The following is a 26,767-nucleotide window of genomic DNA, read 5'->3' on the forward strand; positions in this document are numbered from 1 at the left end:
CGCGGCATCCATGCCGCGGACACTCCCGCAACCGGACCCACCCCGCCTTCGACAGGTTCCTGCGATCTGTCGGAAGGGCATCCCGCTCTGGTAGGTGTCGACCTTGGTCGACACGCTTTCCCAAGGGTCAGAAGGGGTTCAGTACCACGCGCTGAATGCGCGCCCCGGACGGGTAGACTGTGGCCCTTGCTCCCTTGAAATCCGGTTGCCCGATGTCCGCCAAACTCCGCTGGTTGCCCCTGTTGTGCCTGGCCCTGGCGGGCTGCAGTCAGCTGGAGAATCCGGGCAATGTGACCGCTGCCGACAAGGCGGCGCGGGCACCGGCCAGTGATGGCGAGAACATGGTGTCGATCAACGCCGCCGATGCGCCACCGCCGCCGGCGCCGCCGCGCAGCCGGGCGGATCGGCCGTGGCCGCAGGCGCAGCTGGAGAACGGGCGTGCGTGGGTCAGCTGCAGCACCGAATATGCCGGTGACGCGGGCGACGGTGTCGAGCTGGAAGGCCTGCAGCGCGAGCAGATCAGCCAGGCGCTGGCGCCCTGCGCCGAACGTGGCCTGATGCGCGTGCGCTACGCCGGCAAGATCAACCCGGGCTTCGCCGAGATGATGTGGCGGTTGGCCGTGGTTGCCGACCAGCAGAAGATCCACAAGCGCATCCTCGACCTGGATTCCAGCGGGGGCCAGGTGGAATCGGCGATTGTCGCCGGTGACAGTATCGGTGAATCCGGCTGGACCATCTGGGTGCGCGAAGGCTCGATCTGCCACAGTGCCTGCGTGTTCGTGCTGGCCGCCGGTGACAACCGCCTGCTGTCAGGCAAGGTTGGCATCCACCGCATGATGCGCATCAGCTCCAAGGCCACCTCGCGCGCAGAACTCAACCGCGAGCTGCACGAGGTCTACGACAACGTAAAGGACTACCTGCAGCGCAACGGCGTGGCGGTGGGCGTGGCTGATCTGATGATGACCGTGCCCAACCGCAGCCTGCGCCTGCTGACCGCGGACGAGCTGCGCCAGTACGGCCTGGATGGCACCAACGCGGTGCAGGACGATCTGGAACGGATCAAGCAGATGCGGGCCTGCGGCGATGATTTCGTGCAGCGCAAGGACGCGTTCCTGATCGCCTTCGACCAGCAGTGCAAGCGCGAAGGCGCCGACATGGAATCGATCAACAGCTGCGGCCAGGCACTGAAGCAGCGCTTCGGTTTCCCGGATGCAGTGTGCCCGGAAGAAAGCCCGCTGTCGGAGATCGACGTGGCAACGCTGCCGCCGGCACCGTCGGAGCCGCCGCCGGTGGCCGAACAGGCGCCGGCAGATTCCGGCACGCCTGCCGCGCAGGCCGATGCCGCCACGGTGGAAGGCAGCGCCAACGCGCGCTGACGAACAGCTCACCGCGCTGGCGTAGACTGCGGTTCTTTCCCGAGAACCGGCGGTGTCCATGAAGCGCGTGCTCCTGCTGCTGTCCCTGCTGCCCCTGACCGCATTGGCGCAGGCACCTGCGCCGGCCACGCCCGCCCCGGCACCCGCGCGCCCGGCACCGGCCTCGCCAGCGGCTGCAAAACCGGCTACCGCCGACGCTCCGGTGTTGACCGCCGCGCAGCAGGCGCAGGTGCAGAAACAGGACGCGGAAATGGGTGCGGCCGCAGTGAAGGCGGCGCAGCTGGTGGATGCCAACCGCGCAGGCGAATTGTGGGACGGCGCTTCGGCCGTCGCGCGACGTGCGGTACCGAAGGCCGCCTTCGTCAGCCAGTTGACCAGCGAGCGCTCGCGCCTGGGTGCGTTGGCCGGCCGCGGCCAGCCGACCATTACCCGGGTCAAGTACAGCGCCGGCGCTGCGGTGCCGGAAGGGTTGTACATCAACGTCAGCTTCCCGACCCGTTTCGCCAACAGCGCGCAGCCGGTGCGCGAGCTGGTCTCGTTCCGTTTCGACGAGGACCAGGTGTGGCGCCTGGCCGGTTACAGCCTGCGTGCGTCGGCACCCTGAGGAGATGCATGATGGCAACTGAACTGACGATGCTGGCCTGGTCGGTGCTGCTGGGCTTTGTCTACATTTTCGCCACCTCCACCGTGGTCACCCGCGAGCGCGGGATGAAGTGGAATGCTTCGGCGCGAGATGGCGAAGCGAAGCCGGTCAGCCCGCTGGCCGGTCGCCTGCAGCGGGCCCAGGCCAACTTCCTGGAAACCTTCCCGTTCTTCGCCGCCGCCGCGATCGCAGTGGTCGTGGCTGGGCGCGGCAACGACACCACCGCGCTGGCCGCGCAGGCCTACTTCTGGGCGCGCGTGGCCTACTTGCCGCTGTATGCCGCAGGCGTGCCCTACGTGCGCAGCCTGGTGTGGCTGGTGTCGCTGCTGTCGATCCTGGCGCTGGTGTTCGCGTTGTTGTGACCCGGGCCTGATCCAGATCAAGGCCGGTCAGGTGTGTGGCGCTATGCTGGCCCGGACTGAATCAACGGCAGGAGGCGCGCATGCGCAGGATGGACGTGGTGGTGGTCGGCGCCGGACCGGCAGGCCTGTGCTTCGCGCGCGCGCTGGCCGGCAGCGGGCTGCAGGTCGGGCTGGTCGAAGTGCAGCCGCGCCAAGCCTTGGCCGAAGCCGCCTTCGATGGCCGCGAGATCGCGCTGACCCATGCCTCGCGGCAGAGCATGGAGCAGCTGGGGTTATGGCAGCGCCTGCCGCACGCCGAAGTCGCTGAACTGCGCGATGCCAAGGTGATGAATGGTGGCTCGCCGTTCGCGCTGACCTTCGCCAGCAGCCAGGTCGACGGCCAGCCGCTGGGCTGGCTGGTGCCCAATCATCTGATCCGCCGTGCTGCATGGGATGCCGTGCAGGGCCAGGACGGCCTGGAGCTGTTCGACGGGCGCAAGGTGCAGGGCGTGCAGGCCGATGCACAGGGCCATGTGGTCAAACTCGATGACGGCAGCCAATTGCATGCGCGGCTGCTGGTGGCCGCTGACAGCCGCTTCTCCGCCACCCGCCGCATGCTCGGCATCGGTGCGCAGATGCGCGACTTCGGCAAGTCGATGCTGGTGTGCCGCATGCAGGTCGAGCGCGACCATCACCACACTGCCTGGGAATGGTTCGGCTACGGCCGCACGATGGCGCTGCTGCCGCTCAACGAGGGCCAGGCGTCGGCGGTGATCACGCTGCCGCCGCGGCAGATTGAAGAACTGCTGGCAATGGATGAGGTGGCCTTCGGTGAGGCCATCAGCGGTTGCTTCGAACATCGCCTGGGCCGCATGCAGCCGGTGGCCACGCCGCAGGCGTATCCGCTGGTAGGTGTGTATGCGCACCGCTTTGTCGGCGGGCGTTCGGCACTGATCGGCGATGCCGCAGTCGGCATGCACCCGGTCACCGCGCATGGCTTCAACCTGGGACTGGCCAGCGCACAGCGGCTGGCGCAGGGCATCGTCGAGCAGCAGCGTCGCGGTGCCGACATTGCCGCGGCCGGCATGCTGGCCAGCTACCAGCGCGGTCACCGGCTGGCGTCGCGGCCGCTGTACGAGGCCACCAATGCGATCGCCAGCCTGTACACCGACGATCGCCGTCCGGCGCGCCTGCTGCGGGCGGCCGGCCTGCGCCTGGCGCAGGGCGTAGCACCGTTCAGGCAGCTGATTGCCTCGCACCTGACCCAGCGCGTGGCCTGAACAGCTTCAGATCAGCCGGCAGCCAGCACCCGGATCTGGCTGTCGGCGAATTCGACCACCTGGCCTGCGCGGATCTTGCAGGCCTTGCGCAGTTCGACTTCGCCATCGACCCGCACCTGGCCGTCACCGATGACCATCTTGGCTTCGCCGCCGCTGGTGACCAGGTCGGCCAGCTTCAGCAACTGCTTGAGTTCGACGTAGTCACCGTCGAGGTCGAATTCGAGAATCTGCATGGAGCGGGTTTCCTGGGAAGGGGCGCGGGCCAGCGGCCGGGCCGGGGAAGAGGGCGCGTATTGTGCGCCAGCACGGGGCATGACGACACGCGCATGGCAAGCTGTACGCCTTGTTCAGGATCAATGCGGTATGATTCCGCTCTGAGCGAGTGAAATCTCCTCCAACCGAGCAGCGCCAGGGCACGCGATAAGAAGGGCGCCCAAAGCGCGGACCATCACCTTTTTTATCGCACTGCCAGGAAGACGGCAGTGTCTTCGGAGTTCCCCATGTCCCAAGATTCCCAAGCGCCGCTGCAGTTTGCGCAGCTCGGCCTGTCCGAGCCCGTGATGCAGGCGGTCACCGCCATCGGCTACGAAACCCCGTCGCCGATCCAGGCCGCCACCATCCCGGCGATGCTGGAAGGCCGCGACGTGCTGGGCCAGGCCCAGACCGGCACCGGCAAGACCGCCGCGTTCGCGCTGCCGGTACTGTCCAACATCGACCTGCAGCAGATCAAGCCGCAGGCCCTGATCCTGGCACCGACCCGCGAGCTGGCCATCCAGGTTGCCGAGGCGTTCCAGTCCTATTCGTCGAAGATCCCGGGCTTCCGCGTGCTGCCGGTGTACGGCGGCCAGCCGTACGGCCAGCAGCTGTCGGCCCTGCGCCGTGGTGTGCACATCGTGGTCGGTACCCCCGGCCGCGTGATCGACCACCTGGACCGCAGCACCCTGGACCTGTCCGAGCTGAAAACCCTGGTGCTGGACGAAGCCGATGAAATGCTGCGCATGGGCTTCATCGACGACGTCGAAGCCGTGCTGAAGAAGCTGCCGGAGCAGCGCCAGGTGGCCCTGTTCTCGGCCACCATGCCGCCGCAGATCCGCCGCATCGCGCAGACCTACCTGCAGGACCCGGTGGAAGTGACCATCGCGGCCAAGACCACCACCTCGGCCAACATCCGCCAGCGTTACTGGTGGGTGAGCGGCATGCACAAGCTGGATGCGCTGACCCGCATCCTGGAAGTCGAGCCGTTCGACGCGATGATCATCTTCGCGCGTACCAAGGCCGGCACCGAAGAACTGGCCAGCAAGCTGCAGGCCCGTGGCCTGGCCGCTGCCGCCATCAACGGTGACATGCAGCAGGCCCAGCGTGAGCGCACCATCGCCATGCTGAAGGAAGGCAAGCTGGACATCCTGGTGGCCACCGACGTGGCCGCCCGTGGCCTGGACGTGGAGCGCATCAGCCACGTGCTGAACTACGACATCCCGTACGACACCGAAAGCTACGTGCACCGCATCGGCCGTACCGGCCGTGCCGGCCGCAGCGGCGAGGCGATCCTGTTCGCCACCCCGCGCGAGAAGGGCATGCTGCGCCAGATCGAGCGCGCTACCCGCCAGCCGATCGAAGAGATGCAGCTGCCGAGCGTGGAGGCGGTCAACGACACCCGCATCAACAAGTTCACCTCGCGCATCAGCGAAACCCTCGGCGCCGGTGGCCTGGACTTCTACCGCCAGCTGCTGGAGCGCTTCGAGAACGAGCAGAACGTGCCCGCCATCGAGATCGCCGCCGCGCTGGCAAAGCTGCTGCAGGGTGACACCCCGTTCCTGCTGCAGCCGCCGGTGCGCGCCCCGCGTGAAGAGCGCGCGCCGCGCGAGCGCTTCGACCGTGGCGACCGTCCGGAGCGTGGCGATCGATTCGACCGCAACGAGCGTGGTCCGCGCTTTGAGCGTGGCCCGCGTCGTGACGACGCCGAAGGTGGTTTCGAGCAGCGTCCGCGCCGCGAGGTTCCGCCGCGTGGTGCACCGGAGCAGGGCATGGAGACCTACCGCATTTCGGTGGGCCACCAGCATGGCGTGAAGCCGGCCAACATCGTCGGCGCCATTGCCAACGAAGCCGGACTGGAAAGCCGCTTCATCGGCCGCATCGACATCCACGACGACTTCTCGCTGCTGGACCTGCCGGCGCAGATGCCGCCGGACGTGCTGTCGCACCTGCAGAAAGTGTGGGTGTCCGGCCAGCAGCTGCAGATGCGTGCGCTGGCCCCGGGTGAAGACACCAACCCGGCCCCGCGTCCGTTCAAGCCGCGCTTCGACAAGCGTGGTCCGGGCGGCCCAGGTGGCCCGCGTCGTGGTGGTCCGGGTGGTCCGGGTGGCCACGGCGGCGACCGCGGCGGTGACCGCGACAGCCGCCCGCCGCGTCGTGACGGCTTCAAGCCGCGCGGTCCGCGCAGCTTCTAAGCCGCACCCGCAGCCGTCCTGATCAACGCCAGCCTCCGGGCTGGCGTACAGGAAAAGGGGACGGAGGGGATGAAGTCGTAAATGGCAGGCCGCGCGCTTATGCCGAAAACGACTTAATCCCCTCCGTCCCCTTTTTCGCATGGCCCACACATTGCCGGTCATAGGCTGGGCCGGTTCCAAGGGAGGTTGTCACCGCAGCACATTCGGGGGGATCCGGGATGGGTAGAAGTGGCACGGACCAGCAGAGCCGGCGGGTGCCGATGACCCGTGGCCTGGGATTGCGCTTTGCGTTGTTGACGGGCATGGCGATCGGGTTGGTCGCGCTGTCCGCCTTGATCCAGGAGCTGCAGGCGGCCTCCACCGCATGGATCGCCGGCCAGGGCTACTGGTCGCGTGGTCAGCAGGATGCGACCGCCGCACTCAGCCGCTATCTGGCGCGCGGTGATGCCCAGGACCTGGACGACGCGCGCCAGGCGCTGCGGATTCCGTTGGGGGATCTGCAGGCCCGGCTGGCGCTGGAACAGGCGGTACCGGACGAGGAGAAGGCCAGGCAGGGCTTCCTGCAGGGCGGCAACGCGCGCGCCGATATTCCGCGCCTGGTGTTCTCGTTCCGCTATGCACGCGACATCGGTGCATTCCGGGAAGCAAGCACGCTGTGGCGACAGACCGATGATGACCTGTTGGCCGTGCAGCGGCTGGTCGCCGAGCTGCAGTCGGGGCATGCCCAGGGGGCGCTGCCAGTGGCGGACCGCGACCGGTACCTGCAGCAGCTGCGTGATCTGGACCGGCGGTTGCAGGTGCAGGCACAGGCATTTTCCCAGGCGTTGCTGCGCATGGCCACGATGGTGCGGATCGCCACGCTTGTGGTCGGTGGGCTGTCGGTGCTGGCGATCAGCCTGATGGCTGTCGCGCTGGCGCGCCGCGTCGGCAAGGACCTGACCGAGCACGAAAGCCGCTTCCGTGCGGCCTTCTACCAGGCCAATGTCGGCATGCTCAAGCTCGACACCGACGGCAAGGTGATCGAAGCCAACCAGGCGATGGCCGATATCCTCGACTACCGACGCGACGTGCTGCTGCAGATGTCGCTCGGTGATCTGTTGATGGAAGGCGAACTGGTCATCGATGGCGTCGGCCGCATTGACTGGGACCGGCAGCTGCGGCCGAGTGAGCTGCGCTTCTGCCGCCGCGATGGCAGCCTGGTGTGGGGGCGCTGGAGTGGCACCGGCGTGCGCAGCGCGGGAGGTGGCCTGTCGGTGTTTGCGATCATCGAGGATGTCAGCCAGAACCATGCCCTGGCGCGCGAGATCGAACACCACGCCAGCCACGATCCGCTGACCGGCCTGATCAACCGGCGCGAAATCGAGCGGCTGCTGGAACGTTCGCTGCTGCAGGTGCGCAGCGACGGCGGCACGCATGCGCTGTGCTACATCAACCTGGACCACTTCAAGCTGGTCAACGACAGCTTCGGCCACGCCGCCGGTGACCAGATGCTGCGCAGTTTCGCCGACTATCTGGTGGCTGCAGTGCGTGACGGTGACTGGGTCGGCCGCCTGGGCGCCGATGAGTTCGCCGTGTTCCTCGCCCATGCCGGGCAGGACGAGGCCAAGCGGGTGCTGCAGCGGGTGATCCGCAACCTGGGCCAGGCCACGTTCCCGATCAGCGAGGGCAGCCCGCAGCTGAGCTGCAGCATCGGTGTGGTTGAAGTCAGCGCCGACGCCCCCGATGCGAACTGGCTCATGAGTGCTGCCGACAGCGCCTGCTATGCCGCCAAGCAGGCCGGTCGCAACCGGGTGCACTGTTTCAATGAGAACCGCATGGCGCTGGAGGAGCGCCGCCGGGAAGCCGAGCGGTTGCAGGGCGTCAGCCTGGCGATGGCCGAGAACCGCATGCTGCTGTATGCGCAACGCATCGCCCGCGTGGGCGATCCGACCTACCTGCACTACGAAGTGCTGGTGCGCATGCGCGGCAGCGATGGCAGCCTGCACCTGCCGGGCCAGTTCATGCCGGCGGTGGAGCGCTATGGCATGGCCGTGGCGCTGGACCGGCACGTGCTCGGCCTGCTGTTCCGCCACCTGCAGGTGTGCCCGGCACACGTCCGGCAGCTGGGCCTGTGCAACGTCAACGTGTCGGCGCAGTCGATCGCCGAGCCCGGCTTCCTCGCCTTCGTCTGCGACCTGCTCGAGCGCAACCGCGCGCTGGCCTCCAAGCTGTGCTTCGAGATCACCGAGACTGCGGCGATCAGCAACCTCACCCAGGCCCGTGCATTCATCGATGCGGTCAAGGCGCGGGGCTGCCGGATGGCACTGGATGACTTCGGCTCCGGCCTGTCTTCTTTCGGCTATCTGCGCCAGTTGCCTGCGGACATCCTGAAGATCGACGGCGCCTTCGTGCGGGACATGGATACTGATCCAGTCAGCCACGCCACAGTTCGCGCGATCAGCGAGCTCGGGCGCGAGCTGCAGATGGAAGTGGTGGCCGAGTGGGTGGAGACCGCCGAGGTTGCCGGTGCGCTGACCCGGCTTGGCGTGCAGGGCCTGCAGGGCTATGCCATCGAACGCCCGCAGCCGCTGGAGCGGCTGACCCTGGCCGATCTGCGCCCGGTGCGGCTGGTCGCGGTGAAGGGGCCGCCGGGGGCTGGCTGAACGGCGTGGCGGCGACTTTGGTCTACACGTGCGGCGTACGTCCGGCTGCGATAATGCCGGCCAGGGGCGACGCGCAGTGGGCGCGGGCGTAAGCAACAACAGGATGTGGCGTGGGCGGCAGGCAGTGGCAGTACGGAACGGGAGCGGTGCTGGTCGTACTGCTGGCGTGGTTGGCGACGCCGTGGCCGCTGCAGGCCGCAGCGGTGGAATCGGGGCGCGATTACCTGCTGGTCGGTGGCGCCACCGATGAGCCCACCCCGCATCGTGCGTGCACGCCGCACATGCTGTCGGGCCCGCGCCAGCAGGTGCTGGTGACGGCTCCGCAGGAAGGCTGGTCGGGCCAGCCACAGGCGCTGGACGTGTTCAATGTCTTTGCCGGCGAAGTGCGGGTACAGCACGGTGACCGCGAAATCTGCGGCAACATGCACGACGCCCGCACCCGTGATTCGCGCTTCCGTGCAGGCATCGGCCTGGTGGCCGTACCGCCGGCCGGCAGCCATGAGCCGTTCCTGGTTTCCTGGCAGACACCGCTGAAGACACGTTGGGTACCGACCCTGCGGCTGGGCGCGCCCAGCCCGGTGCAGCAGAACGACACCGCCCGCCTGCTGATGCGTGCTGCCTGCATCGCCGTGGCGATCGCACTGGCGCTGTCGGCGTTGATGGCCTTCCTGACCACGCGCGATCGCAGCTTCCTGGTTTACGTCGCGGGCACCACGGTACTGGTGCTGTGGCAGGCGATCCTCGGTGGCCTCAGCGGCTACCCGGAACCGTGGCTGCCGGTGGGGGAGCGTGGGGCCTGGTGGCTGCTCTCGCTGACCGCCGCCACGCAGGCGCTGGTACTGCCGGCACTGTGGCGGCTGAACGGCGGTGACCGCGTATGGCCACGGTCGCGGCCGCTGCAGGCGACCGTGCTGTGGGGCCTGGTGGCGCTGGCCGTCCTGGTGCCGTGGCTGCGCTGGGAACAGCTGGCCTGGGTCGCGCAGGGCCTGCAGGTGTCCTATCTGCTGGGGTGTGGCCTGGCGTTGCTGATGGGCGTATGGGCACGTTGGCGTGGCAACCGTTGGTCGCAGGCAGGACTGGCCGCATTGGCACCCATGCTGGTCCTGATCATCGCCGATGTCTGCCGTGCGGAATGGTTGTTGGAGTACCGGGTCGAAGCACTGCAGCTGGCGGTGACCTGGCTGCTGATGATGGCCGCCTATGCCATGAACCAGCGGCTGGGCCGACTGCGCCAGCAGCGCGATGAACTGCGTCAGCTGGCCGAAACCGACGGCCTGACCGGACTGCCGAATCGCCGCGCCGGCCTGCAGCAGCTGGCCCGTCACCTGGCACAGGTCGACCGTGAGCGTGGCCCGCTGGTGATCGGCTTCCTCGACATCGACCTGTTCAAGGAGATCAACGACCGCCACGGCCATGCCGTGGGCGACCAGGTACTGGTGGCGGTGGCACGCGCGCTGCGCGCTGCGGTGCGCAGCCAGGACGAAGTGGTGCGGATGGGCGGCGAGGAGTTCCTGCTGCTGATGCCCGGCATGCCGCGCGAGGCGGCATCGGCGCGGCTGGACCGCCTGCGCCAGCGCATCACCGAGGCCGGGCAGGCCCTGCAGGTGCCGGGACTGGAAGTGACCGCCAGCATCGGCCTGGCGCAGTGGCGGCCTGGCGAGGACGATCTGGCCGGGCTGTTGCGGCGGGCCGACCATGCCATGTACGTGGCCAAGCGCGCCGGCCGCAACCGGGTGTTCGACGGTGAAGAGCTCGATCCGCCCGGCCTGGCATGAAGCGCTGCGGGCGGCGATGCCGGATAATAGGCCGATGACCACCCGACTCAACAAACATATCGCCGACACCGGCTTCTGCTCCCGCCGCGAGGCCGATCGCCTGATCGCCGCCCGCCGGGTCACCGTCAACGGCCATCCGGCCGGCACTGGCGCGGTGGTGGGCGACGAAGACCAGGTGCTGGTCGACGGCCAGCCACTGCGCGCGCGCGTGGCCCGCAAGCCCGGCGCCCGCCGCCATGTCTACATTGCGCTGAACAAGCCGGTGGGTGTCACCTGCACGACCGAAACCTCGGTCAAGGGCAACATCGTCGATTTCGTCGGCCACGAGCAGCGCATCTTCCCGATCGGGCGCCTGGACAAGGAATCCGAAGGCCTGATCCTGATGACCAGCAACGGCGACATCGTCAACCAGATCCTGCGTGCCGAGAACGGCCACCAGAAGGAGTACCTGGTGGCGGTCAACAAGCCGGTTACCGATGAGTTCCTGCGCGGCATGGCGCGCGGTGTGCGCATCCACGACCAGATGACGTTGCCGTGCAAGACCTCGCGCATCGCCAAGTTCGGTTTCCGCATCACCCTGCAGCAGGGCCTGAACCGGCAGATCCGCCTGATGGCCGCCGAATTCGGCTATCGCGTGACCCAGCTGCGCCGCGTGCGCATCGACAACATCAAGATCGGCGCGTTGAAGCCGGGCCAGTGGCGCAACCTGACCGAGCAGGAGCTGCAGGGCCTGTTGCCGAAGCAGCTGGACTGGTAAACGGCCTCTGTAGAGCCGAGCCTTGCTCGGCTGCCCTTTTGTCCGGGTGCAGCCGAGCATGGGCTCGGCTCTACATCGGCTAGACTCCGCAGTGACCTGCCGGAATGTGACGCTGCATGATCAAGCCCGACAAGCCTGCCAATGAAGCCCTTCGGCTCGAGGCGCTGTACCGCTACCGCATCCTTGATTCGCAACGCGAAAAATCATTCGACGACCTGGTGGCGATCGCCAAGGCGGTCTGCGGTACCTCGATGGCGGCGGTGACCCTGATCGATGTCGAGCGGCAGTGGTTCAAGTCGATCCAGGGCATCGACGCGGCGGAGAACCTGCGCAGCGAATCGATGTGTGGCCATGCCATCCTGCAGCCGCAGGAAATCATGGTGGTCGAGGACGCGTTGCAGGACATCCGCTTCCACGACAACCCGGTGGTGACCGGTGACCCGCACATCCGCTTCTACGCCGGTGCGCCACTGATCAGTTCCGATGGCCTGCCACTGGGTACGTTGTGCGTGTTCGATGCACATCCGCAGCACCTGCCCAGCGACAAGGCCGAGGCACTGGCCGCTCTGTCACGGCAGGTGATGCTGGTGATGGAGCTGCGCCGTTTCGCGCTCGACATCCAGAAGCACATGCTGGAACGCGATGACTACGAGCGCCTGCTGTCGGAGTACCAGGACGTACTGCTGGCGCAGAATGCCGACCTGGCCGAGCAGAGCCGCACCGATGCGTTGACCGGACTGCCCAACCGCCGCGCGATGGCGGCGGCACTGGAAGAGGCGGTGGCGGAGATCGATGGGCAGCCGGGACTGGCCTGCGTGGCCTTGCTGGACATCGATCACTTCAAGCACATCAACGATTTCCAGGGCCACGCCACCGGCGACCGGGTGCTGGCCGAGCTGGGCGTGCTGCTGCGCTCGCACTTTGCCGGCCGTGGCATGGCCGCGCGCTATGGCGGTGAGGAGTTCGTGGCGGTGATGCCGGGCACCGATCTGCACACAGCCGAACTGCAATGCGAGTTCCTGCGCCTGGCCGTGGCAGACCTTCCGCTGGGTTTCCCGGTCACGATCAGCATCGGCGTTGCCCAGCACCAGGCAGGTGAAAGCGTGGATGACATGCTGGCGCGCGCCGACAATGCGCTGTACCGGGCCAAGGGCAACGGTCGCAACCGGGTGGAACGGGCGGGCTGAGCCCTGCATGCAGTAGGTCCACGCCATGCGTGGATGATTTTGCCGATGGGATAACGCCGTGTCGCGGCCTGTGCGATTGTGCCCGGCGAATATGCCGTTCCTGTTCCCACGGACGCCGACCATGCTGCAGACCCTGGCCATCGCCCACTATCGTTCGCTGCACGGGCTGGTCCTGCCGCTGCAGCAGTTGAACGTGGTGACCGGTGACAACGGCAGTGGCAAGTCCAGCCTGTACCGCGCGCTGCGCCTGCTGGCGGAGACCGCACAGGGCGGCGTTGCGGCGGTGCTGGCCCGCGAAGGGGGGCTGGGTTCGGCGCTGTGGGCCGGCCCCGAATCCATCGATCGCCGGGTCGCGGCCGGCGAGATCCCGCTGCAGGGTGGCCCTCGGCAGGCATCGGTGGGATTGAAGCTCGGCTTCACCACCGACGAATTCGGCTATGCCATCGACCTGGGCTACCCGCCGCCCAGCCATTCGGCGTTTGCGCTGGATCCGCAGATCAAGGTGGAGGCGATCTGGGCCGGGCCGTTCCTGCGCAGCGCCAACCTGCTGGTTGATCGCCGTGGGGCAATGGTGCGGCAACGTCATGCGCGCGGCTGGGATCTCGTGGATGACCGGTTGTCGCTGTTCGACAGCCTGTTCACCCAGGTCGGCGATCCGCAGCGCATGCCGGAAACCATCGCCTTGCGTGAGTACATCCGTCGCTGGCGCTTCTACGACCATTTCCGCAGCGATGCCGATGCCCCGGCGCGACAACCGGCGATGGCCACGCGCACGCCGGTGCTGCATCACGACGGCCGGGATCTGGCGGCAGCCTGGGTGACCATTCTCGAAATCGGAGATCCGGTCGCGTTGGCACGCAGCGTTGACGATGCGTTCCCCGGCGCCACGGTCGGCTTCGAAGAGCTGGACGGTCGACTGGCCCTGCGCTTCCACCAGCCGGGGTTGCTGCGGCCGTTGTCGATGGCCGAACTGTCCGACGGTACGCTGCGCTTCCTGCTGCTGGCTGCTGCGCTACACACGCCACGCCCGCCGCCGCTGCTGGTGCTCAACGAGCCGGAGACCAGCCTGCATCCGGACCTGCTGCCGGCGCTGGCGCGGCTGATCATCGCGGCCAGTGCGCGCAGCCAGGTGTGGGTGGTGTCACACGCCAGCCGCTTGATCGCAGCACTGGAGCAAGCGCCCGGCTGTCATTCGCTGCACCTGCACAAGGAACAGGGCCGCACGCTGCTGAGCGGGCAGGGCCTGCTGGATGCGCCGGCATGGCACTGGCCGCAGCGTTGATACGGCCATCCACGCCCTGCGTGGACGCGCTCAATCGGCGATGTTGCGTGCCTCGGCCGTGCCAAGGATTTCCGGATGCTGCACCGGCTTGCGGCGGTTCAGCAGCGGATGCAGGAACACCGCGCCGACGATGATCGCCACGCCCAGGTAGAACCACGGGGTGACCTCGTGCTGCTCGCGCAGCAGCAGCACCGCCAGCACCACCGCATAGACCGGTTCCAGGTTGGTCACCAGCTGCACCGTGTAGGCGCTCAGGTGGCGCAGCGCGACCAGGGCAAGGGCGAACGGCAGCAGCGTGCAGAACCCGGCCAGGACCAGCAGCAGGATGCCGTCGTGCAGGCCCGGAACCACCCACAGCGGGCTGGCCAGCGCCGGCAGCAGGTAGGGCATCAGCGGTGCCAGCAGGGTCAGGGTGAGGGTGCCCGCACCCAGCTCCAGTGCGGTGACCGTGAGCGGATCCGCGTGGCTGACCATGCGCTTGTTGAGCGAGCCGAACACTGCCACCAGCAGCGCCGAGATCGCGCCGATCAACACACCGAGGCGCATGCCATCGGGCACGCCGCCGACCACCAGCGCAACACCCGGCAGCACCGCCAGGCCGAACGCCAGTTCACGCAGCTGGAACGGCCGCTTGGCCACCCATGGCTCGATGATCGAGGTGAACACTGGCGCCAGCGCGATGCAGGTGGCGGCCACCGAGGCATTGGCCAGCTTCACCGCACCGTAGAACGTCAGCCAGTGCAGGGCGACCAGCGCGCCGATGCCGGCGTAGCCGGCCACCAGCCGCAGGGGCAGGGTACGCAGCCCGCGCCACACCCGTGGCAGCAGGGCCAGCATCGCCGTCACCAGCAGCATGCGCCACCATACCAGCGGCAATGCGGGCAGGGTGATCAGCTTGCCGAGGATGGCGGTGATACCCCACAGCAGGACACAGAAATGGATCTGCCACAGCGCTTTGCGGGTGTCGGGTGTGCTCATCTGCCTATTGTGAGGCAAGGCGAACGTCGCAGCGCTACCCGCGTGTGGAATGACTGCTCTGGTCAACCTGCCGCTGCAGCGCCATCGCTGCCGCCGGGTTGCGCGCCTTGCCTGCGCCGATGCACAGGAGGTAGACCTCGCGCGGGCTTTCAGGGGCGGGCCCTGCCAGGCAGGGCAGGTCGTCCACCGGCTCGCCGCGCGACCAGCGCCTGGCCCGTTCGGCCCAGCGCTGCTGCATGGGCGCCAGCAGGCCCTCCTTCAAGCGGGCCTGGCTGCGCTTGATCCGTGCGTAGACGAAGCCGGCGCTGACATCGCCGTGCAGGGGCGCCTCGTCGCTGTCCTCGATCACCACGGCCACGCCATGCGCGCGTGCGGCGGTAACCAGTGCCGGGCCATGCGCCTCGGCATTGCGGACTTCCAGGGCGTGCTGCAGCGGCACGCCGCCCAGCTGCTTGGGCAGCTGCGCCATCAGCCGTTCCAGCGCTTCGGCGTCGGCCGGATGCCGCGGATCGAACTGCCACAGCAGGGGGCCCAGCCGGTCGCCGAGTGCGAGTGCGGCCTGCAGGAAGGGCGCAGCTGCCTCCACCGTGCTGGACAGGTCGCGGCGCTGCACCAGGTAGCGTGGTGCCTTCATCGAAAACCGGAAGCCTTCCGGCGTCTGCGCGGCCCACTGCGCGCACTGTGCTGCGGTGGGCGTGCGGTAGAAGGTGCCGTTGATTTCGATGCAGCGCAGGGCCCGGCTGGCATGGGCCAGTTCTTCACGCTGCGGCAGGCCCACGGGGTAGAAAACGCCGCCGCGCCATTCGGGAAACACCCAGCCGCCGATGCCGCAGCGGATCGCTGCGGCGATCACTGGTCGTGGTCCGCGCGCCACGGATCGTAGCTGCCGAACCTCCACAGGTAGCCTTCCGGATCGGCGCAGGCATAGCCACGGCCGCCGTAGTCCTGGTCGGCGATGTCGATGACGATGCGGGCGCCTGCGGCCTTGGCCCGGGCGTAATGGGCGTCGGCATCGGTCACGATCACGCAGGCACTCTGGGTCTGGCGGCCGCCCACCTCGTCCGGCATCGCGGCATGCTGGCTCCAGGCGCTTTCCCTGTCGGCCGAGCCGAGCATGATCATGCCGCTGCCGAAGGTCAGCTGCGCATGGAACACCGTATCGCCATCGGCGTAGACAGCCTGGGCATGGAAGCCGAAGGCGCGCTGCAGCCAGTCGATGGCGGCCTGCGCGTCGCGATAGCGCAGGCACGGAATGATGGTGGAGCCGTTGCTCGGTTGGCCGTTCCCGCCCATGACACCCCTCCTATGGCACAGGGCAGGGTGCGCCGCAGAACGTTACCATCCCGCGAAACCCCGGTGACGGCCTGCACATGGCCGCCACCCCTGTTCGGAGATCGTGCTGGATGAAACCCTGGATTGGAGGAGCCGTGCTGCTGGCGTGCACGACCATGGCGAGTGCTGCCACCCCGGCGCAGCTGCAGGACCTGGATGCGACCGTCGAGCGCGTGCGCGCGCAGTTCGACGTGCCCGGCATTGCCGTGGCGGTGGTCAAGGATGGCGAGGTGGTGCTGGAGCGCGGCTGGGGCGTGCGCGAGCAGGGCAAGCCGGAACCGGTGCAGGCCGATACGCTGTTCGCCATTGCTTCCAACACCAAGGCGTTCACCGCCACCTCGCTGAACCTGTTGGCCGAGGACGGCAAGCTGAAGATGGACGACAAGGTGATCGACCACCTGCCGTCGTTCCGCATGTCCGACCCGTTCGTGACCGGGCAGATGACGATCCGTGACCTGCTGTCCCACCGCAGTGGCCTGAGTCTGGGCGCTGGTGACCTGCTGTTCTGGCCGACCACGTCCTACAGCAATGCCGAAGTGGTGGAGCGGTTGGGCAGAGTGCCGCTGAAGGGCGGTTTCCGCGAAAGCTATGCCTACGACAACATCCTGTACGCGGTCGCCCAGCAGGTGATCGAGCATGTCTCTGGCATGAGTTACCAGCAGTTCCTGCAGACCCGCATCTTCGACAAGGTGGGCATGGCCGGCACGCGCTACAACGCCGATCACCTGAAGCCCGGCGACAAGGCCGCGGTCGGCCACGCCAAGTACGATTTCAAGGACCTGCGCACCGTTGCGCCGCTGACCTGGTCGAACAACGCCGGCGCCGGTGGCATCTATTCCAGCGCGCATGACATGGCGCGCTGGATGAAGGTGCAGCTGGCCGAAGGCAAGCTGGCCGATGGCACGCCGCTGTTCAGTGAAAAGAGCCAGCAGCAGATGTGGCGGATGATCACCCCGCAGTCGATCCCGGCGCCGAGCGTGCCGGAGCTGGCACCGGCGCGAGCCAATTTCGCCGGCTATGGCGAAGGCTGGAGCCTGAGCGATTACCGTGGGCAGAAGCTGGTCTGGCACACCGGTGGCTGGCCGGGCATGGTCTCGCGGCTGACCCTGGTGCCGGGCGAGAAGCTGGGCGTGGTGGTGCTGACCAACCAGGAAGTGGGCGCGGCGTTCAATGCGATCACCCTGAGCGTGCTCGATGCCTATCTGGGCGGCGAGAAGCACGACTGGGTGGACGCCTATGCCAAGGCCGTGGCCAAGGGCCAGGACAAGGCCGACGAAGCCTGGGCCAAGCACCAGAGCGCGCGCGACAAGGGCAGCAAGCCGTCGCTGGCACTGGCCGGCTACACCGGCACCTTCCGTGACCGCTGGTATGGCGACATGCAGATCAGTGCCGAGGGCAAGGGCCTGCGCCTGCGCTTCATGAAGACCGCGCAGCTGAGCGGGCGCCTGGAGCACTGGCAGCACGACACCTTCATCGTGCGCTGGGACGACCGTTCGCTCAACGCCGACGCGTTCGTGAACTTCAGCCTGGACCCGGACGGCAAGGTACGCGAGGTGCGCATGCAGTCGATCTCCGACCTGACCGATTTCAGCTTCGATTTCCAGGACCTGCTGTTCACACCGACTGATGGGTAAATGCCGACCTTGGTCGGCATGCGGTAAGGCGCCCACCAAGGTGGGCGACTACCGGGGGAGCGGGTGATCATCGGCTGGCGTACACATCCGGCGTGGGATACTTCGCCGCTTGCAAGAGGCGAGGGAATGCAATGTTCCGTTGGTTTGAATCCCTGATTCCGGTGTTCCCGCCCGTGGACGGGCGCATGCCGCCGCGCAAGGTGCTGCCGTTCTACCTGCACTACCTGCGCCCGGTGTGGCCAGTGCTGCTGGCGACCCTGATCGCCGGCCTGCTGCTGGCGCTGGTGGAAGTGGCGATGTTCGATTACCTGGGCCGCATCGTCGACATGGTCGCCGAGCAGCCGGGTGCCGGCTTCTTCAAGCGCCACGCCAATGAACTGGGCTGGATGCTGTTCATCACGGTCATCGCGCGGCCGATCCTGGTCGGCCTGCACAACCTGCTGGTGAACCAGGCGATCGTGCCCGGCCTGAGCAACCGCTCGCGCTGGCTGATGCACAACTACGTGGTGCGGCAGAGCCTGAGCTTCTTCCAGAACGACTTTGCTGGCAGCGTGGCCAACCGGGTGATGCAGACCGGTACCTCGTTGCGCGAGTCGGCGGTGCAGATGGTCGATTCGCTCTGGTACATCGTGGTCTACACCGGCACCGCGCTGTACCTGTTCGCGCAGGCCGACTGGCGGCTGATGCTGCCGCTGATCCTGTGGCTGCTGGCCTACGTGGTGATCCTGGTCTACTTCGTGCCGCGCGCGAAGGAACGGGCATGGATCGCCTCGGAAGCACGTTCGAAGGCAATGGGCCGCATTGTCGATGGCTACACCAACATTCCCACGCTGAAGCTGTTCGCCCATGGCGGGCGTGAGCAGGCCTACGTGGCCGAGTCGATCCGGGAGCTGGCGGTCAAGCACCGCGCACAGACCCGCATCACCACCGGCATGGACCTGACCATCGCCATCGTCAACGGCTTCCTGATTGCCGGTACCTGCGGTCTCGCGCTGTGGCTGTGGAATGGCGGCCACATCACCGTCGGCGCGATCACCCTGGCCACCGGCCTGGTGATCCGCATCCACAACATGTCCGGCTGGATCATGTGGACCATCAACGGCATCTTCGAGGACATCGGCACGGTGCAGGATGGCATCACCACCATCGCCCAGCCGCTGACCGTGCAGGACCGCGAGGATGCGGTGCCGCTGCAGGTGACCCGAGGCGGCGTGCATTTCCAGGACGTCCACTTCCATTACGGTAAAAAGGGCGGTGTGATTGCCGGCCTGGACCTGGTGGTGAAGCCGGGCGAGAAGATCGGCCTGGTCGGTCCGTCCGGCGCCGGCAAGTCGACCCTGGTCAACGTACTGCTGCGCCTGTACGACCTGGAAAGCGGCCGCATCCTGATCGACGATCAGGACATTGCCTACGTTACGCAGGAAAGCCTGCGCCAGCAGATCGGCGTGGTTACCCAGGACACCTCGCTGCTGCATCGCTCGATCCGCGACAACCTGCTGTACGGCCGCCCGGATGCGACTGATGAGCAGCTGCGTGCAGCCGTAGCCAAAGCACGTGCCGAAGCCTTCATCGATACGCTGGTGGACGGGCAGGGGCGTCGTGGCTACGACGCACACGTCGGCGAGCGTGGCGTGAAGCTGTCCGGTGGCCAGCGCCAGCGCATCGCCATTGCCCGCGTGCTGCTGAAGGATGCACCGATCCTGGTGCTGGACGAAGCGACTTCGGCGCTGGATTCGGAAGTGGAAGCAGCGATCCAGGACAGCCTGGACCAGTTGATGGGAGGCAAGACGGTGATCGCCATCGCGCACCGGCTGTCGACCATCGCGCGCATGGACCGGCTGGTGGTGATGGACCAGGGCCGCATCGTCGAGACCGGCACCCATGCCGAGCTGATTGCTGCCGGTGGCCTGTATGCGCGCTTGTGGGCGCGGCAGACTGGTGGCTTTGTGGCTGCCGATCAGTGACTTCGATGTGACCGCGTTGCAAGGTGCCAAGTTACATCGTCACCCGTCCGGATGATTTGAGGTTTCACTTGCTCCGATGTTTGGAGGTCGCGGCTGATCGCCAAAGAACACCCTGGCATCGGGGATGTATCCCTCGTCCACGAGTACCGCGGCCATGCCTCTTGAATGCAGAAGATCATCCAAGGGCAGAGTGGTGAAAACCGTACTGTGCCGCGAAGTAGTTGAGCGGAGCACTGCAACCCAGTGAGTTCGTCTCTGGATATCAAGGTCAATATTCATTGTAGTGGCGATCGCGTCGTTGGTCAGACGAGCCCAGCACCGGGAGGGCGATGGAGGGGCATGCAGGAGCGCGCCCGATTCAATATCTCCCTCTGCCCACGCATGACCTAGCTCATCTAGGTTATCGAGCCAGGGCCGCAGGCTTGATGTGGCATCCGAGAAGCATTTGCGGTCTTTCACGGAGTCAATGTGAAAATTCTGGATAGTTTCCCTGCCCCCTCTCACCCGCATCGGGAAGCGGGCGTTGATCATCGGGATCCCATGATCGCGGGCCATACGGTCAATGGCTCGAGAAAGTGGCTCACCGGCTCGGGCTCCACTGAATTGCAGTGCAGCATCATGAATTTTCCAAGCCGCGTACATTGGGCGCATCCTCTCAATGCTCGCGTCATGCAGGCCATAGAGAATCTTGAGATCGCTCAATCGCGTGTACTCTTCTTCGGTGAGCTCGTCACGAAGCGTTCTTCTACCTGAAAGGAACTTGAGCTTGCGGATGGCGGGCCACAGAATGAGGCTGCGAAATACCCCGCCATCGTGCTCCACGGTCACGCCCGGAGGGCTCAGAATTGCATCAGACGTCGAGATTGCTGCTTCAACGCTGCGAGTATCGATGGATAGGCTCTTTCTTAGGGGTTGAATCGTGCCCAGTACAAGCAGCGTTGAAGAGCCTTTTCTGAACTGCCAGATGCGCGGGCCGGGGGCTGAGTGGACCGCGTGGATCGCAGGAAGATGAGTTGCATCGGCATTCTCTTGATCCGTTGCGTATCCATTGATGGGCGCCATCGCCATCAGGGCGATGGCCGCCAAGGTAATGGAAGGAGAATGAAATCTATCCATGTTCAATCCAGGCATGCCGTATAACGCGTGTGTGGCTTGGTTCGCGGGTCATTGGAGAACATGTGCCAAGCTTCATCGATTGTTTCGGGGTGGAACATCGGGAACTTGGAGGATTTCATGAAGTGTTGCCTGATGTACTGCCAATAGATGGCCTGAGTCCCATTGCACGCTCAAGGAAACGATAGACTTCAGCCATCGTCCAGTAGTCAGCTACTTCAGATGGAAGCGATGCTCGCGTCTGTATAGGCTCGATGGCATCTCCGAAAGTAATAGTTGCTCGAAGATCCCGGTCAACGACGGAGATGGCTGGCAATATGCAACTTCCGGTTTTGCGCGCCATTGCGGCGGTTCCCAGCATGATGTCCAAGGGGCGCCCCAAAAATGGAATGCAATAGGTTTCTTCGCGAAAGCGGTGGACATCGGGCATCATGATGACTGCAGCTCTATTTTTCAGTGCGCGAAGCGCTATGCCTATCCCTCTGGCATTCGAGTGGATGATGCTCGCGCGGCATCCGGCGTGATTGAAGAGCCGGTGGTACAGGTCGTCGAACAATTCGTTGCCTGCATGGTTCTTTGGGTCGCCATAGAAGATGTAGATGTCACGCCGATGGCGAATGTGCTCCATCAGACGGACCGCAGACAGGATATAGTGGCCGTGATGCGGCAGTGCGATCACAACTCCCCTGTCGGCAGGGAGCTTTCCATCGATTGAGGAGTAGTCGGAACGGTCGATGCTGTGGACCGCCTCCAACAGTGACGGGCGGCAAAGGTCAGCCAACTGGGAGCTGATGGAGGCTTTCGATTGATACCAGCTGTAGTAGGAATCCATATCGAGTCCGCTGACTTCGCATGCGGAGAGGATGGCTTTCCTTTCCCTATCGGAAAGGGTCAATCCAAGCTGTTGCTCTGTCTGGACGCTGTGCCGAAAGGTGGCCTCCGGGGCAGGCTGACGACTCTCATGTGCTTGACTTTCGTGCATCCTGGACCTCCTTTGCTCGCTGCGATGCGCGGTAGAGGTTCTTGAGTTGTCCATGGAGCCAATCGAAATGCTTGGGATTGAAGTCAGGATGCTTCCAGTACATGTGCATCAGAGCTGAGTGAAAGACACGCTGACGGAATCTGCTCTCGGCTAGCCGTGTAGCAGGCCATCGCTTGGTCTGAACTGGTTGCGCGAGCCAGTCTCCTCCAAGCTTCTGGTTGGAATTCAGATGGTTCGAAATAGTGCGCAGAACGGAAGTGATGGGTGAGCAGGGTGGCAATGTGATCGTGTCATCGCATGTGCCTGTCATGATTTGAAATTCGTGGATGCTGTTGAGGACTCCTTCCACCAGAGGCAGGTAGCGCTGCTGCCCGTGGTGGGACGTCAAGACAGGAGCGTCAAGGCTGGATGTAAGCTGGTCACTGAACACGATAATGGTGTGAATTCCCGCATCACCCTCCAGTTTGCGAAGCGCGTCAGATGGCGTTGTCGAGTAAGCGGGATCTGTGCCAATTATCTCGGTTATCAATCCCCTTCTGCGGAGTTCGATAGCGCGATTAATATTGGATCGAGTCGTCGCGGCAATGATTGCGGTCGATGATGATGTGTCGTTTGGCAAGGGGAATGTTCCATCGCATCGCATGCGGCTTTGTTCTGGGCTTTGTGCTATTCGGCTCATGCCGTCATGACTGCGAGTCATCGTGATTCTGATCCTGTTTGATAGTGTTGATGACACGCATCCACGCCGCGTGCCATCAACGGAGTCTGTCAGCGCTCTTCGTAATTGTTCGATCCGCAGCAGTCACTGCTGAATGCGGCTACTTTGATTTCGTCCGCCTCGGTTTCAAACACTGCGTCGAGGGATCTTGCATTTGCGCTGGATGATTTCATCCATGCGGCGACGGCGCTTGGATCTGAAATGGTTGCGGATGCGTGCATGACGTATTTCCTTTTATAGGTGTGTGTTGATGACCAGGGCACATCCCTTGGTCGGCATCAAGAATGCGCCGTCCGTATGGCTACTTGCTGTCAGTGGTAGCGGGTTCGTTGCGTAGGACTTCTCTTCTAATTTCTGCATCAGTCTCGTAGTCGAGCAAGCTGCTCTGCGCGTTGTGTCCGTGGCTTGTTCTGATGCCTGGAGCTTCTCTTGAATGTCGGGGCCGGGGATGTAGCGCAGGGCGGCGTCGAGATCCTGGATCGGTTCGGCGCTCGCGTGTATCAATCAGACGAGGACGTGACTCAGGGAGCATCCTCGAGTGGGAGGCGATCACTGGATATTTCACGACTGGATGCGTTTGCATCGCGTGTCGGGGAGGTCATGGGTTGACGGTGCTACCATCCCCATTCGGTAGCTCGGAGAACGGTCTGTTCACCGTTTTGACATTGCCGTGCCGACCGTTGATCAGCAGATATGGGCTCGAGACTCTATCTGCACTATAGGAGCAGTGATGCAGGTTCAATCGTGCTCAAAGACTCGGATGCACTTCCGTATCTTTCGTTGCCTATCGCTGGTGACGAGCCTTGTGACCGCTGTTCCAGCCATGGCGGACAATGGCGAGGTGAGCGGAACACGTGAGGGCTCACTTGAGCAGGTCATCCTGCTCAGCCGCCACAACCTGCGCGCGCCGGTGGTGGCGTCGGGCGCGCTGGCCAATGCCACTCCGGAGCGCTGGCCAGGCTGGGACGTGGGCGCAGGCGAGCTCACCACCAAAGGCGGCGTGCTGGAGGTCTACATGGGCCGTTACATGGGCCAGTGGCTGCGTCAGGCGCAGCTGTTGCCGGCTTCGGGTTGCCCGCAGCTGGCTGACTTCCACGCCCATGCCAACAGCCTTCAGCGCACCCAGGCCACCGCGCAGTTCTTCGTTGCCGGTGCCTTCCCGGGCTGTCATGTCGCAGTCGAGCAGCGCATGGCGCTGGGCACGATGGATCCGTTGTTCAATCCGGTGATCCACAACAGAGACACGGTCTTCCGCGAGCGCGCACTGTCGGCAATGCAGCGAGCGCTGGCCGCATCGGAACTGGCACCGGCACTGTCCGTGGTGGAGCAGATCACCCGCTACCCGCAGTCGGCGGCCTGTGCGGGGCACAGCGAGTGCCATCTGATGCTGGCCGACACGATCTTCAATGCGGAACCGGGCAAGGAACCACGCGCGTCCGGTTCGCTGGCCCTGGCCAGCGGGTTGGTCGATGCCTTGTTGATGGAGCACTACCAGGGCAGTGGCGTCCCCCGCGAAGGCTGGGGCCGGTTGACCACCGAGGCGCAATGGCAGGCGCTGGCGCAGATCCGCAATCGCTACCAGGACATCCTGTTCGGAACGCCCGAAGTGGCGCGCGATGTGGCCGCTCCGCTGCTGGCAAGAGTGAATGCGTTGTTCGAGGACCCGGCATCGCCAAAGGTGAGCCTGCTGGTCGGCCACGATTCCAACATCGGTTCGGTGCTGGTGGCGTTGGGAATCACGGACTACAGCCTGCCGGGGCAGTACGAGAAGACGCCGATCGGCGGCCTGCTGCAGTTCGAGCGCTGGCGTGATCGTGGGGCCGGTGAAGTGCGTTACCGGTTGGTGTATGTCTATCCCACGCGCGAGCAGCTACGTGGTGCGATCCCGTTGACCGACGCACAGCCGCCGGGCCGGGTGGAGCTGATGCTGCCGGGCTGCGCGCAGTCGGGTTGCAGTGACGCGCAGTTCAACAACCTGTTGCATTCACCTTGAATCCGGGATGGATGGCGGCGTCGCAGTGTGATGAGACGGAAGCAGCTTCGCGCCCCTTATGCTCGGATTCGGGTAGTCTCCAGCAATCAACCAAGCGATCCCGGTGAATCATGAACATCACGGACTTTCTTGTAATGGACGGTGATGGAGATGAAATATGGGCCGACCCCCATGGCAGCAACATTGCCTTTACGTGTTTTGATTGTAGATATCCGGTGGTGGCTGATGCCTCGGAGAACCAACGCGGGAGCGATGAGGATTGTCCCGCTGCCTGCCGAGGGTGTGGTGTGGAGTACTTCCTCGATTTGAGACTGGACTCGAGGAAGCTGTATATCCACATCGTCTGATTGAGTGGCGGCAGAAGCGGTGCGAACCAAGGTTCGCACCCACCAGGATGGCAGTTCGCACCGCCAGGATGGCAGTTTGCAACCGCCAGAACAGAAAACGGCCCGGGTTTTTCCCCGGGCCGTTATCATTCAGCTCACACCGGCGCGATCACTCGATCGGCTGGTCCAGCATCAGCTGGCGGGCGAAACGCACCGGCGGTGCGCCGTAGGACAGCATCTGGTCGTGGTAGGCCTTGAGGTTGAACTTGTCGCCCAGCTTGTCCTGCATCGCCTTGCGGGTGTCGAAGTGTTCCTGCGCACCGACAAAGTAGGTCGGTAGCTGCGCCGAGGTCAGCTGTGCACGCACCCACTTGCCCGCTGCCTCGCTCTCCTGCTGGAACGCATCGTGGGTCATCAGGTGCATCGCCTTCTCGCGATCCCAGTTGTCCACGTGCACGCCCTGGTCGAGGATCGCGTTGGAGATCGTGCGCAGGTAGAACTTCAGCTGCACCAGGTGGAACAGCGGGTCGTTGTTGAGGTAGCCCTGCTCCTGCATCATGCGCTCGGTGTAGACCGCCCAGCCCTCGGCGAACAGGCCTGAACGCAGTACCGCACGCAGGGTGGAGGGGAACTTGGCCGAATGCCAGCCTTCCAGGTAATGGCCCGGGGTGCCTTCGTGGATGCTCAGCAGGTGGATCATGCGCGAGTTGTACTCACGCAGGAACGAGTCGACCTGCTTGTCGTTCCAGTCGTCCGGAATCGGCGACACGGCGTAGAAGGTCTTCAGGTTCTTGTCCAGCGGGCCCGGTGAATCGCAGTAGGCCACGGCCACGCCGCGCTGGAATTCCGGCATCAGGATGATGTCCACCGGCGCATCGGGCAGCGTCATCAGGTCGTGCTCGCGCACGAACGCGGTGGACTGCTCCAGTGCGGCCTTGGCATCGTCGACCACCTTGTCGCGTGCCGGCTTGTCGGCGTAGGCCAGTTCCAGCGCGGCCTCGATCGCCTTCTGCTGCTGCTCGTCGGTCGGCTGCGCCGGCATTTCCGGCGCACCCGGCTTGTCCTTCAGCACGGTCTGCGCGATGCCGTACATATCTTCGCGCACGCGCTTGAGTTCGGCACGTGCACGCTCACCGATCTCCTGGCGCGACAGCGACGAGCTCAGCGCGAACTTCAGCTTCTGGTCGTACTTTTCCGCACCGATGCGGAAATCGCCCTTTGCGTTCGGCACCAGGGTCTTGTCCAGCCAGGTCTGCTGCTCGTCCACCGCCTTCTTCAGGCCGTCGATGGCCGCCTGCAGGCGCTGCTGGTCGGCCTGCGGCAGTTCACCGATGTGCGGCGTGATGAAGGTATCGACGATGCTGAGGATGCCCTTGTTCTGCTTGGCCACGGTCTCGGCATGGATCTTCGGCACGCGGGCCGGATCCAGGTTCTCGCGGGCCTGGGCGAAGATCGCCGGCAGCTTTTCCATGCGCGCGGTGGCCGACTTCAGGCGCTCCGGCAGCGGCGCGAACTCGCGGGCCATCAGGCCGTAGATCGCGCTGCCGGCGATGCCGTTGTACAGCTGCGGGTCCCACTTGCCGGACTGCAGCACTTCGGCGTTCCAGATTTCCGATTGCAGCTGGTTGCGCAGGATCGCCGCGTCCACCTGGTTCTCGCGGCCCAGCTTGGCTACCTCGATCTTGTCCAGTTCGCCCAGCAGCGCCTTGTATGCCGCCACGGTCTTCTGCTGGCCGGCGGCGCTCAGGTCGTCCAGTTCGCTGTCGTAGCGGTGGTCGCCGATCTGGGTGGCGCTGACCGGCGACAGCTGCATCCAGGTGTCAAGGGCGCGCTTGGACAGATCGGCGAAGGCGGCATCGACCGCCGCGTCACCGGCCTGCTGGCTGGTGGACGGGGTGGAAGCGTTGGTCGGGGCGTCGGCCGGCTGGCAACCGGCGAGGGCGGCGACCAGGGCGAGGGCAAGAAGATGCGGGCGCATCGGCGTTCCTGTACAGGGT

General features: G+C 65.3%; 22 protein-coding genes. 13 read left to right on the forward strand and 9 right to left on the reverse strand.

Annotated elements, in window-relative coordinates; genetic code table 11:
- Positions 1-212 precede the first annotated feature (212 nt).
- From ACTJJM_RS15805 to ubiM, 4 genes are all read left to right on the forward strand, one after another.
- Positions 213-1,376, forward strand: a complete 1,164-nt coding sequence (locus ACTJJM_RS15805; protein WP_010486407.1) for a hypothetical protein — start codon at positions 213-215, stop codon at positions 1,374-1,376.
- A 58-nt stretch (positions 1,377-1,434) separates the two neighbouring features.
- On the forward strand, positions 1,435-1,980 hold the full coding sequence (locus ACTJJM_RS15810; protein ID WP_019337602.1) for a DUF4019 domain-containing protein: 546 nt from the start codon (positions 1,435-1,437) through the stop codon (positions 1,978-1,980).
- Between the two features lie 11 nt (positions 1,981-1,991).
- The gene (locus tag ACTJJM_RS15815; protein ID WP_010486403.1) at positions 1,992-2,381 is read left to right on the forward strand and encodes an MAPEG family protein; all 390 of its coding nucleotides are present in this window, start codon (positions 1,992-1,994) and stop codon (positions 2,379-2,381) included.
- An 80-nt stretch (positions 2,382-2,461) separates the two neighbouring features.
- A complete protein-coding gene (gene ubiM, locus ACTJJM_RS15820; protein ID WP_049455657.1) occupies positions 2,462-3,640 on the forward strand; it encodes a 5-demethoxyubiquinol-8 5-hydroxylase UbiM in 1,179 nt (392 codons plus the stop codon).
- An 11-nt stretch (positions 3,641-3,651) separates the two neighbouring features.
- Here ubiM and ACTJJM_RS15825 read toward each other — a convergent pair whose 3' ends face one another.
- Entirely contained in the window at positions 3,652-3,873 is a 222-nt protein-coding gene (locus tag ACTJJM_RS15825; RefSeq protein ID WP_010486399.1) for an RNA-binding S4 domain-containing protein, read from the reverse strand.
- Between the two features lie 267 nt (positions 3,874-4,140).
- Here ACTJJM_RS15825 and ACTJJM_RS15830 point away from each other — a divergent pair, with 267 nt between their 5' ends.
- From ACTJJM_RS15830 to ACTJJM_RS15855, 6 genes are all read left to right on the forward strand, one after another.
- The gene (locus ACTJJM_RS15830; RefSeq protein WP_019337605.1) at positions 4,141-6,087 is read left to right on the forward strand and encodes a DEAD/DEAH box helicase; all 1,947 of its coding nucleotides are present in this window, start codon (positions 4,141-4,143) and stop codon (positions 6,085-6,087) included.
- Positions 6,088-6,305: 218 nt separating this feature from the next.
- Positions 6,306-8,729: a putative bifunctional diguanylate cyclase/phosphodiesterase gene (locus ACTJJM_RS15835; protein WP_057503249.1), complete on the forward strand. Its 2,424-nt coding sequence runs from the start codon at positions 6,306-6,308 to the stop codon at positions 8,727-8,729.
- A gap of 110 nt (positions 8,730-8,839) precedes the next feature.
- A complete protein-coding gene (locus ACTJJM_RS15840) occupies positions 8,840-10,504 on the forward strand; it encodes a sensor domain-containing diguanylate cyclase (RefSeq protein WP_329837092.1) in 1,665 nt (554 codons plus the stop codon).
- 34 nt (positions 10,505-10,538) lie between these two features.
- Positions 10,539-11,261, forward strand: coding sequence for a pseudouridine synthase (locus ACTJJM_RS15845; RefSeq protein ID WP_010486389.1), 723 nt, complete (start codon positions 10,539-10,541; stop codon positions 11,259-11,261).
- Positions 11,262-11,377: 116 nt separating this feature from the next.
- Positions 11,378-12,448, forward strand: coding sequence for a GGDEF domain-containing protein (locus ACTJJM_RS15850; RefSeq protein WP_043396537.1), 1,071 nt, complete (start codon positions 11,378-11,380; stop codon positions 12,446-12,448).
- A 121-nt stretch (positions 12,449-12,569) separates the two neighbouring features.
- Positions 12,570-13,730 (forward strand): AAA family ATPase, encoded by a 1,161-nt coding sequence (locus ACTJJM_RS15855; protein ID WP_019337609.1) that lies wholly within the window; start codon positions 12,570-12,572, stop codon positions 13,728-13,730.
- Positions 13,731-13,760: 30 nt separating this feature from the next.
- On the opposite strand, the gene ACTJJM_RS15860 is transcribed toward ACTJJM_RS15855, so the two are convergent.
- From ACTJJM_RS15860 to ACTJJM_RS15870, 3 genes are read right to left on the reverse strand one after another with little or no spacing between them, the layout of a single operon-like run.
- Positions 13,761-14,708, reverse strand: a complete 948-nt coding sequence (locus ACTJJM_RS15860; RefSeq protein ID WP_329837096.1) for a DMT family transporter — start codon at positions 14,706-14,708, stop codon at positions 13,761-13,763.
- A gap of 34 nt (positions 14,709-14,742) precedes the next feature.
- Positions 14,743-15,561, reverse strand: coding sequence for a DUF72 domain-containing protein (locus ACTJJM_RS15865; RefSeq protein WP_329837098.1), 819 nt, complete (start codon positions 15,559-15,561; stop codon positions 14,743-14,745).
- Positions 15,558-16,001, reverse strand: coding sequence for a VOC family protein (locus ACTJJM_RS15870; protein WP_241873810.1), 444 nt, complete (start codon positions 15,999-16,001; stop codon positions 15,558-15,560). The genes ACTJJM_RS15865 and ACTJJM_RS15870 overlap by 4 nt, the downstream gene beginning before the upstream one ends.
- A 110-nt stretch (positions 16,002-16,111) precedes the next feature.
- Here ACTJJM_RS15870 and ACTJJM_RS15875 point away from each other — a divergent pair, with 110 nt between their 5' ends.
- Both ACTJJM_RS15875 and smrA read left to right on the forward strand, forming a co-directional pair.
- Positions 16,112-17,674, forward strand: a complete 1,563-nt coding sequence (locus ACTJJM_RS15875; protein WP_071305505.1) for a serine hydrolase — start codon at positions 16,112-16,114, stop codon at positions 17,672-17,674.
- Between the two features lie 131 nt (positions 17,675-17,805).
- Positions 17,806-19,638, forward strand: coding sequence for a multidrug efflux ABC transporter SmrA (gene smrA / locus ACTJJM_RS15880; protein WP_329837101.1), 1,833 nt, complete (start codon positions 17,806-17,808; stop codon positions 19,636-19,638).
- Between the two features lie 39 nt (positions 19,639-19,677).
- Here the strand turns inward: smrA and ACTJJM_RS15885 are convergent, their stop codons facing one another.
- The 4 genes from ACTJJM_RS15885 to ACTJJM_RS15900 form a co-directional block, all read right to left on the reverse strand.
- On the reverse strand, positions 19,678-20,754 hold the full coding sequence (locus ACTJJM_RS15885) for a TraB/GumN family protein (RefSeq protein ID WP_049455661.1): 1,077 nt from the start codon (positions 20,752-20,754) through the stop codon (positions 19,678-19,680).
- 115 nt (positions 20,755-20,869) lie between these two features.
- Positions 20,870-21,733, reverse strand: a complete 864-nt coding sequence (locus ACTJJM_RS15890) for an LpxL/LpxP family acyltransferase (RefSeq protein ID WP_440865806.1) — start codon at positions 21,731-21,733, stop codon at positions 20,870-20,872.
- Complete coding sequence (locus ACTJJM_RS15895) at positions 21,711-22,433, reverse strand: hypothetical protein (RefSeq protein WP_160314097.1); 723 nt, start codon at positions 22,431-22,433, stop codon at positions 21,711-21,713. The genes ACTJJM_RS15890 and ACTJJM_RS15895 overlap by 23 nt, the downstream gene beginning before the upstream one ends.
- A 68-nt stretch (positions 22,434-22,501) precedes the next feature.
- On the reverse strand, positions 22,502-22,672 hold the full coding sequence (locus ACTJJM_RS15900) for a hypothetical protein (RefSeq protein WP_160314098.1): 171 nt from the start codon (positions 22,670-22,672) through the stop codon (positions 22,502-22,504).
- A gap of 602 nt (positions 22,673-23,274) precedes the next feature.
- On the opposite strand from ACTJJM_RS15900, the gene agp reads away from it, so the two are divergent.
- Entirely contained in the window at positions 23,275-24,444 is a 1,170-nt protein-coding gene (agp, locus tag ACTJJM_RS15905) for a bifunctional glucose-1-phosphatase/inositol phosphatase (RefSeq protein WP_143994089.1), read from the forward strand.
- Between the two features lie 495 nt (positions 24,445-24,939).
- Here the strand turns inward: agp and ACTJJM_RS15910 are convergent, their stop codons facing one another.
- Complete coding sequence (locus tag ACTJJM_RS15910) at positions 24,940-26,748, reverse strand: DUF885 domain-containing protein (protein ID WP_049455662.1); 1,809 nt, start codon at positions 26,746-26,748, stop codon at positions 24,940-24,942.
- Positions 26,749-26,767: the final 19 nt, after the last annotated feature.

This window comes from Stenotrophomonas sp. 22692 (genome assembly GCF_052045015.1).
GTDB classification, from domain to species: Bacteria; Pseudomonadota; Gammaproteobacteria; order Xanthomonadales; family Xanthomonadaceae; genus Stenotrophomonas; species Stenotrophomonas geniculata.